Raw genomic sequence first — 15,896 nt, 5'->3', positions numbered from 1 at the left:
TATAGATGGGGCAGCTGCTTTTTTTCTGCAGGAGAGGGCTAGGATCATTCCGCGATGTAGGAGGAGAGCTTGATGGATAAACACCAACAAGCCATTATCACCGTTTCAGCCTATATTACGAATGACACGGGAGAGGTTTTACTTGTTAAAAGCTATGACCGCTCCGATACGTGGGAAATGCCGGGCGGACAAGTTGAACCAGGCGAGTCGCTCGATCGGGCCGTTCATCGTGAGGTGCATGAAGAGACTGGCGTTGACATCCGTCTCATTGGGGTCAGCGGCGTGTACTACAATGAAACAAAAAATATCATAAACATTGTATTTAAAGCGACATATGTGAAAGGAAACGTTTTTCCCCAGCCTGAGGAAATTCAAGAGGCGAAGTTTGTGTTGATCGATGAGTCGAATATTGATGAATATGTGACATGGCCGCATTTGAAATCGCGGGTGCTCGATGCGATGAAAAGGGGATGCTCTGTTCCTTATGAAGCATGGGTCATGAATCCGTCTCGATTATCTGCAAGAGTGGGAAGGTGAAGTGCTGTAAATTCATAGTTGTCAAATGCTAAACGCTGCATTATTATAAAAATGTCCATATCCCATAACTGAATCCATTCGCAGCAAGGTGCCGAAACGGCTTAATAGGGAATCCGGTGGGAATCCGGAGCTGTCCCCGCAACTGTCAATGCGGACGAAATGAAATCGCCACTGTACGGACAGATGGCTTGCGCTGTTTTCCGTACGGGAAGGCTTCAGAGTAGGATGAAGCATGAGCCAGTAGACCTGCCTTGCTTGCCGCAGTTTCCGAATCTTCGGGGGGTGAGACGCGGAAACAGCCGCATTAGGCATTGTTGTGCCCATTGGCGGTCTGTTTCGCGCTCATTCCCAGATTTAGGCGGAATGGGCGTTTTTTATTGTACATACATCACTGAAGGGGGAATGACGGATGAAACGTTGGACATGGCCGGCGGTGGTGGCGGTGTTCTTCCTTTTGGCCGCCGTGCTCGTCGGCTGCGGCGGGGCGAATGGCAGCACCGAGCCTGCGAAAAAAGAAGAACCGAAAACGGAACAAGCGGCGTTTCCAGTGACAGTGAAAGACGGGCTTGGCGAGGATGTGACGATCAAAGCGGAACCGAAAAAAATCGTCTCGCTCATCCCGAGCAATACGGAAATCGCCTATGCGTTGGGGTTGGGCGATAAGATTGTCGGCGTCAGCGATTTTGACAATTATCCGGAAGACGTCAAAACGAAAACGAAAATCGGCGGCATGGAGTTTAATGTCGAGAAAATCATTTCGCTCAAACCGGATCTCGTCTTGGCCCACGCGTCAAGCGCCCATAACTCGCGCGATGGCCTCAAGCAATTGAAAGACGCCGGCATTACCGTGCTTGTCGTCAATGACGCGAAGTCGTTCGACGATGTATATGCGTCCATCGACTTGATCGGCAAAGCGACCGGGACGACAGACAAAGCGAAGCAAGTGATTGATGAGATGAAAGAGAAGCTTGCGCAAATTCAAGAAAAAGCGAAACAAATCCCGGCGGACAAACAGGCCAATGTCTGGATTGAAGTGTCGCCGCCGCCGCAAATTTATACGGCCGGCAAAGGGACGTTTATGGATGAGATGCTTCAAGTGATTTCGGCGAAAAACGTCGCCGGTAGCTTGGAAGGCTGGCCGATGGTGACGGAAGAAAAAGCCGTGGCCTATAAGCCGGATGTCATCATCACGACATACGGCGGAGCGAAGCAAGTGTTGGCGCGCGCCGCTTGGAAAGACGTGCCGGCGGTGAAAAACAAGCGGGTGTATGACGTCAACACCGACTTAGTAAGCCGACCGGGTCCGCGCCTTGTCGAAGGGGTCGAGGAACTTGCCAAAGCCATTTACCCGGATGTGTTCAAGTAAAATGTGGATGTATATATTGGCCGTCACCGCGGCCGTGTTATCGCTTCTCGTAGGGATATCGACAGGATCGCTGTCGATTCCCTTTTCTTCTATTGTCCGCATTTTGGCGGCTGAATGGTTCGGAGCGGCGCTGCCTCGCCACATTCCGGCTGATTGGGTGCCGATCGTGATGGCGATCCGCTTGCCGCGCGTCGTGCTTGCGTTTTTGGTCGGGGCGTCATTGGCGCTGGCCGGGGCCGCGTTTCAAGGGCTGTTAAAAAATGCGCTCGCCGATCCGTACACGCTCGGCGTCTCGTCCGGCGCGTCGGTCGGGGCGGTGCTCGTCATCTTTCTCGGCTGGCAATGGCCGTTCTTTGGCACGTTTACGCTGCCGGTCGTGAGCATCTTGTTTGGCATGGCGACGCTTGCCGCCGTGTTGGCGTTCACTCGCGCTGTGGAGCGGCGCATGTCGGTTGAGACGATCATTTTAGCCGGCATTATCTTCGGCGCGTTTTTCAGCGCGTTCATTTCGCTTATGATCGCGTTGACCGGGGAAGAATTGCGGCAAATCATCTCATGGCTGATGGGGAGCGTGGCGATGCGCGGCTGGAAATACAGCGGGCTGTTGCTGCCGTTTTTTCTCGTTGGGGCCGCAGTGCTCATCGCCAACAGCCGCGAGTTGAACGCGTTTGCCTTTGGCGAGGCGGCGGCGCTTCATGTCGGCGTTGATGTTACGCGCCGAAAAGTCATCATTTTGACGGCAGCGGCGCTGCTCACCGGCGCGGCGGTGTCGGTGTCAGGGACGATCGGCTTTGTCGGGCTTGTCGTTCCGCATATGGTTCGGCTTGTGTGCGGGCCGAACTACCGGGTGCTGTTGCCGCTGTCGCTCTTGTACGGCGGTGCGTTTCTTGTGCTTGCCGATGTGGCGGCGCGGACGATCATCGAACCGCGCGAACTGCCGATCGGCGTCATCACCGCGCTGATCGGCGCCCCGCTATTTGCCGTCTTGTTTTTCCGAAAAATGAAGCGAAAGATGGGATGATGATGCTCGAGGTGCGGGCCGTATCGCATCGGTATGGACCAAAGCAAGTGCTTGATCGTGTGACGTTTGCCGTGGAAAAAGGCGAAATATTCGGCATCTTAGGGCCGAATGGCAGCGGGAAAACGACTTTGATCAAACTCATCAGCAAAGAGCTGCCGCTGGCAAGCGGGGAGATCGTCATCGATGGCCGAAAGCTCTCGGCGCTGTCTGCGAAGCAATGGGCGCGGATGGCCGCCGTCTTGCCGCAGACAGCGGAGGCGGCGCCCGGCTATACGGTGAGGGAAACGGTGGCGCTCGGCCGCTATCCTCATCAGCGCGGCTTCTTTCCGACGTGGACGGAGGACGATGAAGCCGCCCTCCGAGACGCGCTTGCGGCCGTCGGCCTGACGGGGAAAATCGATGAACCGCTCGAACGATTGAGCGGCGGCGAGCGGCAGCGCGCCTATTTGGCCCGCGCACTCGCCCAAGAGCCCAAGCTGCTCTTGCTCGATGAGCCGACGAACCATATGGATGTGAGCGGCCAAGTCCGGCTTTTGGACCGGCTCGCCGAAGCGGCGCACGCCCGCGGCTTGACGGTCGTCGCCGTTTTCCACGATATGAATGCGGCGAGCTTGTATTGCGATCGGGTGCTCGTGCTGAACAAAGGGAAAATAGCCGCGCTCGGCGCCCCTGCGGATGTCATGACGCCGGCGTTGCTTGAGGAAGTGTTTGCCGCGCCGATTGTGCGTCTGGCCCATCCGGCGTCGGCAACGCCGATGTTTTCGTTCATGCCGAACAAGAAGCAAGGGGAATCGCCGGTCGGCGGGCTGCGGCTTTCCTTTCTTGATGACGCCGCTGTGCTTACTGCGGCCGCGCCGCTTCGCGTCCTGTCCTCGGCATTGATCGGCGCCGGATTTCAATGGGCGACCCATTTTGTCAACCGCCAAGTCGGGTTGGATTACGATTGCAGTGATGCGGAAGGAGACATGCGCCGCTATTTGGAGCAGCACGGGTTTCCGCCGGAACGAACGGTCGGCATGATGACGGCGGTTGATGTCCGGGATGCTGTTTGGCTTCAGAAAGAAGGGGAAGCGTTTTCGGTTGCGGTCATGGCGACCGCTGGCGTCGGCAATGCCGTCGATGCCGCTCGGGCGTGGCAGCATCAGCCGCTAGCGGCAAGACCGGGGACGATCAACATGGTGGTGGTCATTGACGGAGTGCTGACGGAAGCAGCGTTTGTCCAGGCGGTGATGACAGCGACAGAAGCGAAGGCAAAAGCGCTCGCCGACTGTTCGGTTTGCGACCCGGAAACCGGGACGCTTGCCACCGGTACGTCGACCGATTCGCTCGCTGTGGCGGCGACGCAAACCGGGCAGGTCTTTGCCTATGCCGGAACGGCGACGGAGCTTGGCCGGGCGCTCGGCCGGCTTGTGTATGAGGCAACAGTTGAGGCGCTTGGCCGCTGGGAGAAGCGGAGGAAACGGCGATGACCCATTTGGCCGCATTGACGTTGGCGCTGTTTCTCGATGCCCTCGTGGGCGATCCGCGCTGGCTGCCGCATCCGGTGCGCGGGATGGGAATGATGATTGCGTGGCTTGATCGCCGCTGGAATCAAGGAACAAAGCGGCGGACGAAAGGGGCGGCGGCCGTGGCGGTCGTGTTGGCCGCTGTTTACGGGATATCGGCGTTCATTGTTTATGTGGGCTACGCGCTGTCCGTATACGTAGGGGTGGCGATCGAGGCGGCCCTCATTTTCACCGCCATTGCGACGAAAAGCCTCGCTGAGGCGGCTGAGGACGTGCGCCGGCCGCTGGAAGCAGGCGATCTTCCTGCGGCGCGCCGCGCGCTGTCCATGATCGTCGGCCGCGACACCGAGCGGCTCGATGAAGCCGGCATCACCCGCGCCTGCGTGGAGACGGTGGCGGAAAACACGAGCGACGGCATCACCGCTCCGCTCTTTTATGCGGCCTTGGGCGGTGCGCCGCTCGCGTTATTGTACCGGGCGGTGAACACGTGTGATTCCATGATTGGCTACAAAAATGAGAAGTATCGCGAATTTGGCTGGGCGGCCGCGCGGCTGGACGATGCGCTCAACTACATTCCAGCGCGGCTGACGGCGCTTGTGATGGTGTTGGTCTTTGGCGGCCGCCGCTTTCGTTTGGCGCTGTCGATCTTATTTCGCGATGCCCGCCGCCACCCAAGCCCGAACAGCGGCTGGCTTGAGGCGGCGATGGCCGGGCTGCTTGGGGTGCAGCTCGGCGGAACGAATACATACGGCGGCGTGGTCTCGAGGAGGCCGACGCTCGGTGACCCGGCCGCCCCGCTTCGCGCCGCCCACATTCGCCAAGCGGTCCGCATCATGATTGGAACGGTGCTAGTGTTTACATTATTGCTATGGATTGGGGGGATAATCGTTGCGTTGGCCGGCGCATGGGGCGAATCCGCGCGCGTTGTATGAGCAATGCGGATTGGTCCCTCCAGACGAATACATTGATTTCAGCGTCAATACGAATCCGTACCGGCTGCCGCCGTCAGCTTGGCCGAGCGGTGAGGAGTGGATTCGCTGGGCCGGGGAGTATCCGGATTCGGAAGCGAAGGCGCTCAGGGAGCTCGTTGCCAAGCAGGAGCAGATTCGACCCGGACAAGTGCTGATGACGAACGGGGCGGCGGAGGCGATTTATTTGTTGGCCGCGCTATTTGCCGGTCGGCGCGTCGGCATCTTGGAGCCGACGTTTTCCGAGTATCGGCGCGCCTGTCTCGCTTATGGATGCGATGTGGAGGGATTCGCGGCCGATGAAGCGCGGGGCTTTTCTTATGACTTGGATGAAGCGACTGCCTGGGCAGGCAAGCAAGACATTATCTTTTTATGCCATCCGAACAATCCGACGGGGACGGTGATGGAGGAGGGTGAATTGAGATCACTGGTGGACGCGGCGCACACGGCTGGCACCTATGTAATCATCGATGAAGCATTTTATCCGTTTTGGCGCGGCGGGTTTACGGCGATGCGCTGGTTGGGACGCTATCCGCGCCTCATTGTGCTTCGATCGTTGACGAAAATCCATCACCTGGCCGGCGCGCGCCTTGGTTATGTCGCTGCTGACGAGGCGGTGATCGCTTCGCTGAAAACGCATCAGCCGCCATGGAGCACAAACGGCATCGCCCAACAATTGGCGCTTCGTTTCATGACGATGGAATCGTTTGTCAAGTGGACGAAAGAACGGATCGCCGCCGAGCGGGAGCGGGTGTTTCGGTCGCTGCCTGCCGGGCGGTATGACGTCTCGCCATCGGTCGTGAACTTTTATTTGTTGCGTCCGTGTTCAGGACGGACAGAGGAGCTGTTTTTTCATTTGTTGAAGGAAGGGGTTGTGCCGCGCCATACGATGAATTTCCCGGGGCTTGACGGCCGCTACATCCGGCTCGCCGTCAAAACGCAGGTGGAGAATGACCGGCTGCTTGAGGCGCTTGAGAGGTGGGATGGATGATCGTGTTTGTGAGCGGCGCGGTGCGCAGCGGCAAAAGTGAAGCGGCAGAGGTGTGCGCCATCCGGCTGGCCGCTGGCGAGACGCTTCATTATGTTGCCACCGCCCGGGCTGCCGATGCGGAAATGGAAGAGCGCATTCGCCGCCATCAAGAGCGGCGCATGGGGATGACGGCGCCTTGGGTGGTGTGGGAAGCGCCGGAAGGGCCTGATCAGTTGTTGGCTGCACTTCGTCCGCCTGATGTTGTCCTTCTCGACTGCTTGACTATGTGGTGGGCGAATGTGTTATTTGCCGGAGATGAATGGAAAACAGAGGAAGGAGCGTTCGCCGCTGCCCGTTGCCTGCTCGACCAAGTGCGGGCGTGGGCGGCGGCATGCCGCGCTGTTGTCATTGTGTCCAATGAGTTGTTTTCTGGCGGCGTGCCGAATGACCTCGGCACATTTCGCTACATGAAAATGCTCGGTTGGCTTCATCAACAGTTGGTCGCGGAAGCAGAAGCCGCCGCCGTGGTGGAATGCGGTCTTCTTCGCGTGAAGAAAGGACGGTGGCCGCAATGAAGCGGGCATGGAATGGCTGGCTGCTGGCGCTGCAGCTGTTTACGATCATTCCCATTCAGCGTTCGATTGAATGGAATGCCCCGCATGTCCGCTGGCTTGTGCGCACAATGCCGCTGGCTGGAGCGCTGCTCGGGACGCTGGCTGCCTTGGTGTACGGCGCCTGTACGGCGCTTTCGTTCGGTCCGCCTTCTTTTTTGGCTCTCCTTCTTCTTTGGCTTGGCATTTGGCTTGCCGGCGGGCTGCACGCCGACGGCTTTATGGACGTGAGCGATGCCTTTTTTTCGTACCGGGATGCCAAGCGGCGGCAAGAGATCATGTCCGATTCGCGCGTCGGCGCGTTCGCCGTGTTGTCGCTCGTTTGTTTGTTATCGTTCCGCTGGCTGTTTTTGCATGAAGCGATCAAAGCGGGCATTTCCCCTGCCCTGTTTATTGCCATTCCACTGCTGTCAAGAGCTGGGGCTGTCTGGCTTCTTTCCGCCGGCAAGCTGGCGAAGCCGACAGGAATGGCGTCAGCGCTTCGCGAATATAGTTCATGGCGCGATGCAGCATGGGCGCTGGGATTGACATGCCTTGTGCTTTTGCTTCTTCCGGCGGCGGGCGTTCCGCTGGCGGTGGTTGCAGTGCTGGCCGCGGTGATGGCGCTTTGTTCCCTCGCGGCAAAGCCGTGGGCGGAAAAGCAGTTTGGCGGCGTGAGCGGCGATGTGCTCGGGGCGTTCATCGAAGGGGGAGAGACGGTGCTATGGGGCGTCATTTGGCTGTTACACTCATCCGCCATGGGATGACGGAACAAAACAGACGCCGAGCGTATATCGGCTGGACGGACGCACCGCTTTCGCCTGAGGAGCATCGCCGGCTGCGCGGCTTGCGGATCGAGTGGCCATGTCCGGTTGATTGTCTCGTGGCAAGCGATCTGCGCCGCTGCCAAGAAACGGCCGCCTTGCTGTTTGGCGGACGCGGGGCGGATTGGTGTACGAGCCGTTGGCGCGAACTTCACTTTGGCGCTTGGGAAGGAAAAACGTTTGCCGAGCTGGAAGCGGAGCCCGCCTACCGCCAATGGCTTGCGTCGCCGTTTTCCGCGGCGCCGCCCGGCGGGGAGCGTTATGCCGACTTCCGAGCGCGCATCGAACAAGCGCTGGCGGAGACGATTGCGTTCGCTGGGCGGATGGGCGCCCGCCATGTGGCGATCGTCACCCACAGCGGCCCGATCCGTTTCGTGCTTGAACAATATGCGCCGGACGTTCGCCCGTTTTGGGAATGGGAGGCGCCGTTTGCCGGCGGGTATACGCTGGAATCGACGATCGAGCGCTGGAAAGGGGGAGAACGGTGCATTTCGTTGTCGGCGGTGCGTTCCAAGGAAAGCGAAAATGGGTGCGGGAACGGTACGGAATAAGCGACGGTGTTCATATCGTATGGCATGACGGCTATCAGGATTCATACGGGTGGCCGGATGGCGCCAAGACGGCGAAAACAGTTGTCTTGGATGGGCTCGAAGCCGCCATCCGCCGCCTTCCGGACCCAGAGGAATGGGAGCGGTTTTTCTGCGCTTGGAAGCAGTGGGAGGAAGGAGCGGCCGGCCGCACGGTCGTCTGGATTGGCACCGATGTGACGCAAGGCGTTGTTCCGGTTGATCCACAAGAACGGCGCTGGCGCGACGCCGTGGGAATGTGCTACCAGCGACTAGCTTCCTTGTGCTGCCGCGTCGACCGCATTTGGTGCGGACTGGCGGAACGATTGAAATAAGGGGGAGAGGAAAAGTGAAATTGTATACGCGAACAGGAGACCAAGGAAAAACGAGTTTAGTCGGCGGGCGCGTTGATAAAGATCATTTGCGCGTCGAGGCGTATGGGACGATCGATGAAGCGAACTCGTTCATTGGCTGGGCGCTGGCCCTGCTCGCTGACGATGAACGGTTTCGCGATCTTTGCGCCGAATTGCAAAAAATTCAGCATGAACTGTTTGACTGCGGCGGCGACTTGGCCATCGTCAACGGCAAGCTGCCGTATAAAGCGACCGAGGAGATGGTTGCCTTTTTGGAGCAGCGCATTGACGCCTATGTCCAAGAGGCGCCGCCGCTTGAGAAGTTTATTTTGCCGGGCGGATCGAAGGCCGCTGCCGCGCTTCATCTGGCGCGCACGGTGACGAGAAGGGCGGAGCGCTGCATCGTTTCGTTGCAAAAAGCGGAGCCGATCAACGACGTTGTTCTGAAATATATGAACCGCCTGTCCGATTATTTGTTCGCTGCCGCCCGGGTTGTGAACGCCCGCTCAGGGGTGAAGGATGTCGAATATGAGCGGAGCGCCATCGTGTTCCGCGACAAGGAGGAGAAGCAATGAGCCGCCGCCTGGCTTGGATGGCTGTTTGTTTAGCGCTTTCGGTTGCCGGGTCGTTCATCAAGCTGCCGACGTTTGTCGGCAGCATCGCGTTAGACAGCGCTCCGGCACTCGTTGCCGCCGCCATCCTTGGTCCGCGCGCCGGAGCGGCGGTTGCAGGGCTGGGGCACCTCGTTTCGGCGGTGGTCGGCGGGTGGCCGCTCGGCCCGTTCCATTGGCTTGTCGCATTGGAAATGGCCGGGCTTGGCGCGCTGTTCGCCGTGCTGCATCAGCGGGGATGGAAAATGGGCAGCGCCGCCGCCTTTTTCATCGGCAATGCGTTGTTAGCACCGCTGCCGCTTGCGGTTTCGTTCGGCTGGCCGTTTGTCCTTGCCGTCATTCCGCCGCTTTCCGCCGCCGCTTTGGCCAACGTGTTGATCGCGCTGGCCGTTGCCCCGGCGGCTGCCCGTTTGATGACGAAGGCGGGGGCGCCGCATGCGTGATGTGCTCTTCCTTCCATTGACTGATGGCAGAGAGCTCGCCATTGCCGCAGACGGCTCGGCGGCGGTCGGGGAGAAGCCGGGCGATGCGGTATATGCTCCCGCGGAGACGGTCGCATATTTTGCCGCCCGCGTCGCCTTGATGGAGTTGCTGAGCGTCGGGGCGGAAGCGAGCGCCGTCATCTTGCAAAACTTCGTGGCTGATGACCGATGGGAAGCGCTTTGCCGCGGCATTGAACGAGCGTGCCATGAACTTTCCCTTCGCCTTCCGGTCACCGGCAGCACGGAATCGAATTTTTCCACCGTCCAGTCAGCGCTTGGCGTGATGGCGGTCGGAACGGTGGCGGCCGAACGGAAGCGGATCGGCGTCACGCCGGAGGGAGCGAAGTTTGCCGTCATCGGCCGCCCGCTCGTCGGCCCGGCTGTGCTGGCGCATCCTCAATGGGTCGCGCCGCTTTCGCTGTTTGTTGAGCTTCTCGCCTCTCCGTCTGTTTATGAGCTCGTTCCGATCGGTTCCAAAGGCATTTACTACGAATGGATGCAGCTGTTGGCCGCCAACGGCCGCCAAGGGCGGGCTTGCGCCTGCCCGTTGCCGCTTTTTGCCTCTGGCGGCCCGGCGACGTCGTTTTTGATCAGCTATGACCGGGCGGCAGAGGGCGCATTGCGGAAGCAAGCCGGCCGCCTCTTTTTTCCGCTCTTTGCCGAGCGATAGCCGGTTCGCTCGGCCGTCTTCCTTTTTCGTCCAAAAAAATGGTTCCCTTTTTGTATGGAACCCGTTATCATGAAGATAACGGAATGGTTCGGCTTTGGTCCATGGAAACGAATAGGGGGAGAGACACGATGGACCCCGTTTTTGAACAGTTGTACGAACAATATCACGATGATTTGTTTAATTTTTTGTTTTACATGGTGCGAAATCGAGAGCATGCCGAAGATTTAGTGCAAGAAGTGTATGTGAAAGTGCTGCGTTCGTACAAACGGTTTAAAGGGCAATGCAGTGAAAAGACGTGGCTGCTGTCCATTGCGCGCCATGTGGCGATCGATTTTTTTCGCAAGCAAAAACGGCGCCAGTGGGTGAAGGCATCGGAGTGGAGCGAGGAGCAGCTCGGCGCCGACGAGCCGATGCCGGAGGAAATCGCGATTCAAAACGAGGAAATTCAACTCATGTACCGCTGCTTGGCGCGCTGCACGGTCGACCAACAGCTTGTGCTCGTCCTCCGGTTCATCCAGTCGCTGTCGATTGCTGAAACGGCGGCTGCGCTCGGCTGGACGGAAAGCAAAGTGAAAACAACGCAGCATCGCGCGTTGAAGGCGCTGAAACAATATATGGAGGAAGAGGCCGAACGGGAGGAGTGGCGGCATGAAAAAATTTCCCTGGAATGAGCGATGCATCGAACATAACCTTGAGCAGCTGCCCTTGGTGAAAGACCGGCGCACAAAAGAGGCTGTTTACAAACGGCTTCAGCGCGCCCAGCGCAAGATGCGCTGGAGACGGCGCTGGCTTCCGGCGGCGTCGATGGCCCTCTTTCTTGCAGTTGTTGCCGTCGGGATGAATGCGGCCGTTCCGGAGCGCGCGGAACAGCAGCAGCGATCCTCGACCGTCAAAATGCTGCGAGCCGGGAGCGCTTCCCCCCAAGTCGAGACGATAATGGCCGCTGATGCGGCGCCGGCACAGGAAGATGCCGGCGTCATGGTGGTCGGCTTGCCTGATGAGGCAAACGGCCGTGTGGTGCCAGTGGCGGTTCCGCTCAGCGGCCGATTGGCCCCCGAAGAGCGGTTCACGGCAGCGCTGCGCGTGCTTGGGCGCTCTCCGCTGCGGGCGGCGTCCGCTTGGTTTAATGGAGTGGTCATTCAGCCGGCCGCCGGGGGGACGGGAGAATGGATGGTGCACGTCCCGGCTCATCACCGTGTGTTTTCGGCCAACCGCAAAGAGCAGAAGCTGTTTGTCGACGCTCTCGTCGAAACAGCGCGGCAAATGGGGGAGCGGCGCCTCCGCTTTTTCACCGGAGAGAAGGAAGGGCTTGAGTTGCCGGCGCTCGGAATGGTAAAAGCGACAAAAATCAAGGAGCGGCAGCGAATGTATTATAAAAACAGCGCTTCGTTCGGCTATACAGTGCTCGTCCCGGCGCCGGTCAGCGCCCGCACGTTTCCGGAGGCGCTGAAGCAGATGAAAACATCGACGATCCGCGGGCTCGAGCCGGCCATTCCGCCGGGAGTAAACGTGGAGCTGGCTGATATGGATGCGCGGCATGCGACGGTCCGGATTCAGCTGACCGCTCAGCCACATGAAGAGGACGCGGCGCGCATGGCGGAGGCTGTGCTGCTGACAGCGAAAGAGTTTGGCTTCCGTGAGGTGACGTTTGCGGCTGACGGGTTGTCGAACTTGGGCCCGTATCCGGTTGGAATGCGAATCCGCGTGCCGGCCGGGCCGAACGCTCTGTTGATGGCGGCCGGCTGGTAGCCGCCGCCGTTTGCGTCGTTTTGTTACGATCTTCACTTTGTTGTTCTATCGGAGATGATATTGGCATAAGACATATATGGCGCAAAGAAGGCAAGGAGGGGTGGCAGATGGATGATCTCATGACACGGCTCTTGGCGGTCGCCGGCGTCGCGGTATGCGTCGGGCTGTTGTTTCTCGTCGGCGCGAACGGATGATTGGGTGATGATTCGCCAAACGGTTGTCCTTTCTTGCGGTGATGCGTTATAATAAAAAAAACAGCAGGAGGGGAGAAACACTGTGCTGACTGATTATCACAACCATTTGGAGCGGGGGACGCTGACGCTCGATTATTTGCGCCAGTTCACCGATGAAGCCGCGAAAAAAGGCATTCAGCATTTTGGCATTTCCGAGCATGCGTATCATTTTTACCAAACGAAAAACATTTTGTCCAACCCGTGGGTGGAGGCGCGCCGGTGCTACGATATGGCCGACTATGTCCGCTTGTTCCACGAAGCGTGGGATGCCGGAATCGACGTGAAAATGTCGATTGAAATGGATTACACTCCCGGCAAACATGAGGAAATGGCTGCGTTTATCCGCTCGTACGAGTTTGACTATGTCATCGGTTCGATCCATTGGGTCGACGATTTCGGCATCGACTTAGTCGAGTTCCGCCGTGAATGGGAACGGCGCGATTTGTATGATACATATCGCAAATACTTTGACCAAGTCGTAACGCTCGCCGAGTCGAACTTATTTGATATTATCGGCCATTTGGATTTGGTGAAAATTTTTAAATACGTTCCGGAAGATGAAGAGTTTTTGCTTGAGCAATACGACCGGGCAACGACAGCGCTCGCCAATTCGAAGACGTGCGTCGAGATCAGCACGGCCGGGTTGCGCAAGCCGGTCGGCGAACTGTATCCCGACCCGCGGCTGCTGCAAATGTGCTATGACAAAGGCATTCCGATCGTGTTGTCCTCGGACGCGCACGTGCCGGGCGATGTCGGCGCCGACTTTGACAAGGCGGTTGAACTCGCCCGCAGCGTCGGCTATACCGAACTCATGACGTTCTCGAAAGGCGAGCGGAAAGCGGTGCCGCTCGGTTAAGCAGCTCACATTTCGCACCTTGAATAAAAATTCGAAATAAGCCCGATTTGACCGAATAAAAATTAGTTATTTTACAATTTTTGTATAAAAATTATTTTGATGCGAATATCCGGGGTGTTTTTTTGTATATTATGCAAAGGTTGCGAAATATGAGAAGCAGAATGGACGGCGGAAACAGGCCGCCATGCACAGAAGGCAGCCACAGCGCCTGTTGCAAGGCGCTGCGCCGCCAACGATGAAAAAAGCAGGCTTCCCGTTTGGGAACCCTGCTTGTTTTGTTTTCGTTACGCTTCGAGCCGTTTGACGGTTTCAATATCGTCAATTTGCGCCAGCGCTTGTAATACCGCGTCATCGACCGGTTTGTCGAGCGATAGGATCATCATGGCTTTTCCGCCCGCTTCTTGGCGGCCGACTTGCATCGTGGCGATGTTGACGTTATGCGCCCCGAGCACGTTCCCGACTTTCCCGATCATCCCCGGGCGGTCGTGGTGCTGAATGTAAAGGAGATGGCCTTCCGGCGCGAAATCGATCGTGACGCCGTCAAAATGGACGATGCGGTCGCCGTAGTTCGGCACGTGCGTTCCTTTGATCGTAAACGTTTTGTTCTCGCCATGGACAGTGAGCGAAATGCAGTTTGCATAGCCGTGCGTCTCATCAGAGAATTTTTCGCCGTACGTGATGCCGCGCTCTTTGGCGACCATGGCGGCGTTTACCTCATTGACGGTGGAAGCGACGCGCGGCCGCAGGAAGCCGGCAAGCAAGCTGCGAGTGATGTACGTCGTTTCCAAATCGGCGACCGTGCCGGCGTAGGTGACCGACAACTCTTGAACCGGGATGTTCATAAACTGCGAAGCAATTAAACCGAGCTTTCGGCCTAAATGATAGAATGCTTGAATTTTCTCATAGACGTCTTTCGACAGCGCCGGCAGGTTGATCGATGATGTGACCGGTTGCCCTTCAAAAAAGTGGAGCAGCTCTTCAGCGACTTGGGTGGCGACGTTCAGTTGCGCTTCAACCGTCGACGCCCCTAAATGCGGCGTAACGATGACATTATCAAACGCCAGCAGCGGGTGGTCGCCCGGCGGCTCCTGTTCAAAGACGTCGAGGGCGACGCCGGCGACATGGCCGCTTTCCAAAAACGGAATGAGCGCCTGCTCATCAATAATGCCGCCGCGAGCACAGTTGATTAAGTATACTCCTTTTTTCGTCTTCGCCAAATTTTCCGTGCCAAGCAAGCCTCTTGTTTCTTTCGTCAGCGGTGTATGAACGGTGATGATGTCGGCGGCTGCCAGCACCTCATCAAGTGAATGGATGGAGACGCCGAGCTTCTCCGCCCGCTCTTTCGTCAAAAACGGATCGTAGACGTGCACGGTCATGCCGAACGCCCGCGCCCGCTTTGCTACTTCTGATCCGATGCGGCCGAAGCCGATGATGCCCAATTTCTTGCCGAACAGCTCGTTGCCGACAAACGCCGAGCGGTTCCATTCCCGCGATTTGACCGAAATGTGCGCTTGCGGGATGCGGCGGACGAGCGCAGCCATCATGGCAAACGTATGCTCTGCGGCGGAAATCGTATTGCCGTTCGGCGCGTTAATGACGACGATGCCGCGTTTCGTCGCGGCGTCGACGTCAATGTTGTCGACGCCGACCCCGGCGCGGCCGACAATTTTCAGCTTCGGCATTTTCGCCAACAGTTCTTCCGTCACTTTCGTTGCGCTGCGCACAAGCAAGGCGTCAAACGTGTGCAATTCGTCCTCCGCTTCGCTCACGTTTTTTTGAACGATGTCGATGTGCGCCGATGTGCGGAGCGGCGCCAAGCCTTCTTCGCTAATGGCGTCGGAAACGAGTACGCGAACCACAGCAGGTGCCCCTTTCTGTTTCGAAGATGTTAAATTTCTGATAATTTAACATAGCAAAGCGCTTTCTGTCAATGGAAAGCGAAGAAGTCATACCAATGACAACGCTTTCTGTTTTGGGGAATGTTCGTGTTTCCAAAAGAAAACCGCCCATATCCAAAGATATAGGCGGGATTGTTCGGAAATAGCTGAGGTTCGCGTTGGATGTACAACGCTTCAGGCGATTATTTTTTGTTTTGTTCGTTGTAGCGGGCGATGCACTCATCGATCAATTTCGCCGCAGCTTCCGGCCCTTCCCATGTGCCGATTTCCGTCCGCTTGCCTTGCAAGTCTTTGTACCGTTCAAAGAAGTGGGCGATTTCTTTCAGCTTGTGCTGCGGCAGGTCTTCAATCGAGCGGACTTCATCAAAGCGCGGGTCTTCGACTGGCACGCCGATGAGCTTGGCGTCCTCCTCGCCGCTGTCGACCATGTTCAAAAAGCCGATGACGCGTGTATCGATGACGCAGCCCGGGAATGTCGGATTCGTTGTGATGACCAAAATGTCGAGCGGGTCGCCATCGAGCGCCAACGTATTTTGCAAGTAGCCGTACTCAGCCGGGTAAAACATCGGGGAGTACAAGACGCGGTCGAGTTTGAAAACGCCCCGCTCTTTGTCGAACTCGTATTTGTTTTGGCTGCCGGTTGGAATTTCGATAAACGCTTCGACAATTTTATTTTCGAATGCCACAACCCGTTCCT

18 protein-coding genes and 1 riboswitch are annotated in these 15,896 nt (G+C 57.8%); of the genes, 16 read left to right on the top strand and 2 right to left on the bottom strand.

Annotation, left to right across the window (positions count from 1 at the left end):
- Positions 1-69 precede the first annotated feature (69 nt).
- The 16 genes from GZ1_RS15690 to GZ1_RS15615 all read left to right on the top strand — a co-directional run bounded on the left by GZ1_RS15690 (position 70) and on the right by GZ1_RS15615 (position 13,301).
- On the top strand, positions 70-537 hold the full coding sequence (locus GZ1_RS15690; protein ID WP_373278114.1) for an NUDIX hydrolase: 468 nt from the start codon (positions 70-72) through the stop codon (positions 535-537).
- A 69-nt stretch (positions 538-606) separates the two neighbouring features.
- A riboswitch (cobalamin riboswitch) is annotated at positions 607-805 on the top strand.
- Between the two features lie 141 nt (positions 806-946).
- The gene (locus GZ1_RS15685; protein WP_044744957.1) at positions 947-1,903 is read left to right on the top strand and encodes an ABC transporter substrate-binding protein; all 957 of its coding nucleotides are present in this window, start codon (positions 947-949) and stop codon (positions 1,901-1,903) included.
- The gene (locus GZ1_RS15680; protein WP_174520692.1) at positions 1,890-2,924 is read left to right on the top strand and encodes a FecCD family ABC transporter permease; all 1,035 of its coding nucleotides are present in this window, start codon (positions 1,890-1,892) and stop codon (positions 2,922-2,924) included. Before GZ1_RS15685 ends, GZ1_RS15680 begins: the two co-directional genes overlap by 14 nt.
- Positions 2,921-4,393 (top strand): adenosylcobinamide amidohydrolase, encoded by a 1,473-nt coding sequence (locus GZ1_RS15675; protein WP_020754604.1) that lies wholly within the window; start codon positions 2,921-2,923, stop codon positions 4,391-4,393. Before GZ1_RS15680 ends, GZ1_RS15675 begins: the two co-directional genes overlap by 4 nt.
- Positions 4,390-5,361: an adenosylcobinamide-phosphate synthase CbiB gene (gene cbiB, locus GZ1_RS15670; RefSeq protein WP_020754603.1), complete on the top strand. Its 972-nt coding sequence runs from the start codon at positions 4,390-4,392 to the stop codon at positions 5,359-5,361. Before GZ1_RS15675 ends, cbiB begins: the two co-directional genes overlap by 4 nt.
- Positions 5,318-6,388 (top strand): threonine-phosphate decarboxylase CobD, encoded by a 1,071-nt coding sequence (gene cobD / locus GZ1_RS15665; RefSeq protein WP_060788836.1) that lies wholly within the window; start codon positions 5,318-5,320, stop codon positions 6,386-6,388. The genes cbiB and cobD overlap by 44 nt, the downstream gene beginning before the upstream one ends.
- Positions 6,385-6,942, top strand: a complete 558-nt coding sequence (locus tag GZ1_RS15660) for a bifunctional adenosylcobinamide kinase/adenosylcobinamide-phosphate guanylyltransferase (RefSeq protein ID WP_033010508.1) — start codon at positions 6,385-6,387, stop codon at positions 6,940-6,942. Before cobD ends, GZ1_RS15660 begins: the two co-directional genes overlap by 4 nt.
- Positions 6,939-7,724 carry an adenosylcobinamide-GDP ribazoletransferase gene (locus tag GZ1_RS15655; protein WP_060788835.1) on the top strand — a complete coding sequence of 262 codons (786 nt, stop codon included), beginning with the start codon at positions 6,939-6,941 and terminating at the stop codon, positions 7,722-7,724. The genes GZ1_RS15660 and GZ1_RS15655 overlap by 4 nt, the downstream gene beginning before the upstream one ends.
- A complete protein-coding gene (locus tag GZ1_RS15650; protein WP_060788834.1) occupies positions 7,682-8,332 on the top strand; it encodes a histidine phosphatase family protein in 651 nt (216 codons plus the stop codon). Before GZ1_RS15655 ends, GZ1_RS15650 begins: the two co-directional genes overlap by 43 nt.
- Positions 8,266-8,682 carry a bifunctional adenosylcobinamide kinase/adenosylcobinamide-phosphate guanylyltransferase gene (locus GZ1_RS15645; RefSeq protein ID WP_060788833.1) on the top strand — a complete coding sequence of 139 codons (417 nt, stop codon included), beginning with the start codon at positions 8,266-8,268 and terminating at the stop codon, positions 8,680-8,682. Before GZ1_RS15650 ends, GZ1_RS15645 begins: the two co-directional genes overlap by 67 nt.
- Positions 8,683-8,696: 14 nt before the next feature.
- A complete protein-coding gene (locus GZ1_RS15640; protein WP_033005302.1) occupies positions 8,697-9,275 on the top strand; it encodes a cob(I)yrinic acid a,c-diamide adenosyltransferase in 579 nt (192 codons plus the stop codon).
- On the top strand, positions 9,272-9,754 hold the full coding sequence (locus GZ1_RS15635) for an ECF transporter S component (RefSeq protein ID WP_020754665.1): 483 nt from the start codon (positions 9,272-9,274) through the stop codon (positions 9,752-9,754). The genes GZ1_RS15640 and GZ1_RS15635 overlap by 4 nt, the downstream gene beginning before the upstream one ends.
- Positions 9,747-10,463: an AIR synthase related protein gene (locus tag GZ1_RS15630; RefSeq protein ID WP_060788832.1), complete on the top strand. Its 717-nt coding sequence runs from the start codon at positions 9,747-9,749 to the stop codon at positions 10,461-10,463. The genes GZ1_RS15635 and GZ1_RS15630 overlap by 8 nt, the downstream gene beginning before the upstream one ends.
- A 128-nt stretch (positions 10,464-10,591) precedes the next feature.
- The gene (sigX, locus tag GZ1_RS15625) at positions 10,592-11,134 is read left to right on the top strand and encodes an RNA polymerase sigma factor SigX (protein ID WP_033005303.1); all 543 of its coding nucleotides are present in this window, start codon (positions 10,592-10,594) and stop codon (positions 11,132-11,134) included.
- The gene (locus GZ1_RS15620; RefSeq protein ID WP_060788831.1) at positions 11,112-12,212 is read left to right on the top strand and encodes an RsiX family anti-sigma factor; all 1,101 of its coding nucleotides are present in this window, start codon (positions 11,112-11,114) and stop codon (positions 12,210-12,212) included. The genes sigX and GZ1_RS15620 overlap by 23 nt, the downstream gene beginning before the upstream one ends.
- Before the next feature lie 276 nt (positions 12,213-12,488).
- Positions 12,489-13,301 (top strand): histidinol-phosphatase, encoded by an 813-nt coding sequence (locus tag GZ1_RS15615; RefSeq protein ID WP_033010517.1) that lies wholly within the window; start codon positions 12,489-12,491, stop codon positions 13,299-13,301.
- Positions 13,302-13,585: 284 nt separating this feature from the next.
- On the opposite strand, the gene serA is transcribed toward GZ1_RS15615, so the two are convergent.
- Together serA and GZ1_RS15605 are read right to left on the bottom strand one after the other, a co-directional pair.
- Positions 13,586-15,160, bottom strand: a complete 1,575-nt coding sequence (serA, locus tag GZ1_RS15610; RefSeq protein ID WP_060788830.1) for a phosphoglycerate dehydrogenase — start codon at positions 15,158-15,160, stop codon at positions 13,586-13,588.
- Positions 15,161-15,381: 221 nt separating this feature from the next.
- Positions 15,382-15,885: an inorganic diphosphatase gene (locus tag GZ1_RS15605; RefSeq protein ID WP_020754674.1), complete on the bottom strand. Its 504-nt coding sequence runs from the start codon at positions 15,883-15,885 to the stop codon at positions 15,382-15,384.
- Between the last annotated feature and the right edge of the window lie 11 nt (positions 15,886-15,896).

It is taken from the genome of Geobacillus zalihae NBRC 101842 (assembly GCF_001544135.1).
Classification (GTDB): Bacteria; Bacillota; Bacilli; order Bacillales; family Anoxybacillaceae; genus Geobacillus; species Geobacillus zalihae.
The sequence above is the reverse complement of the archived record's forward strand: the minus strand, read 5'-3'. Positions and strand labels throughout refer to the sequence as shown.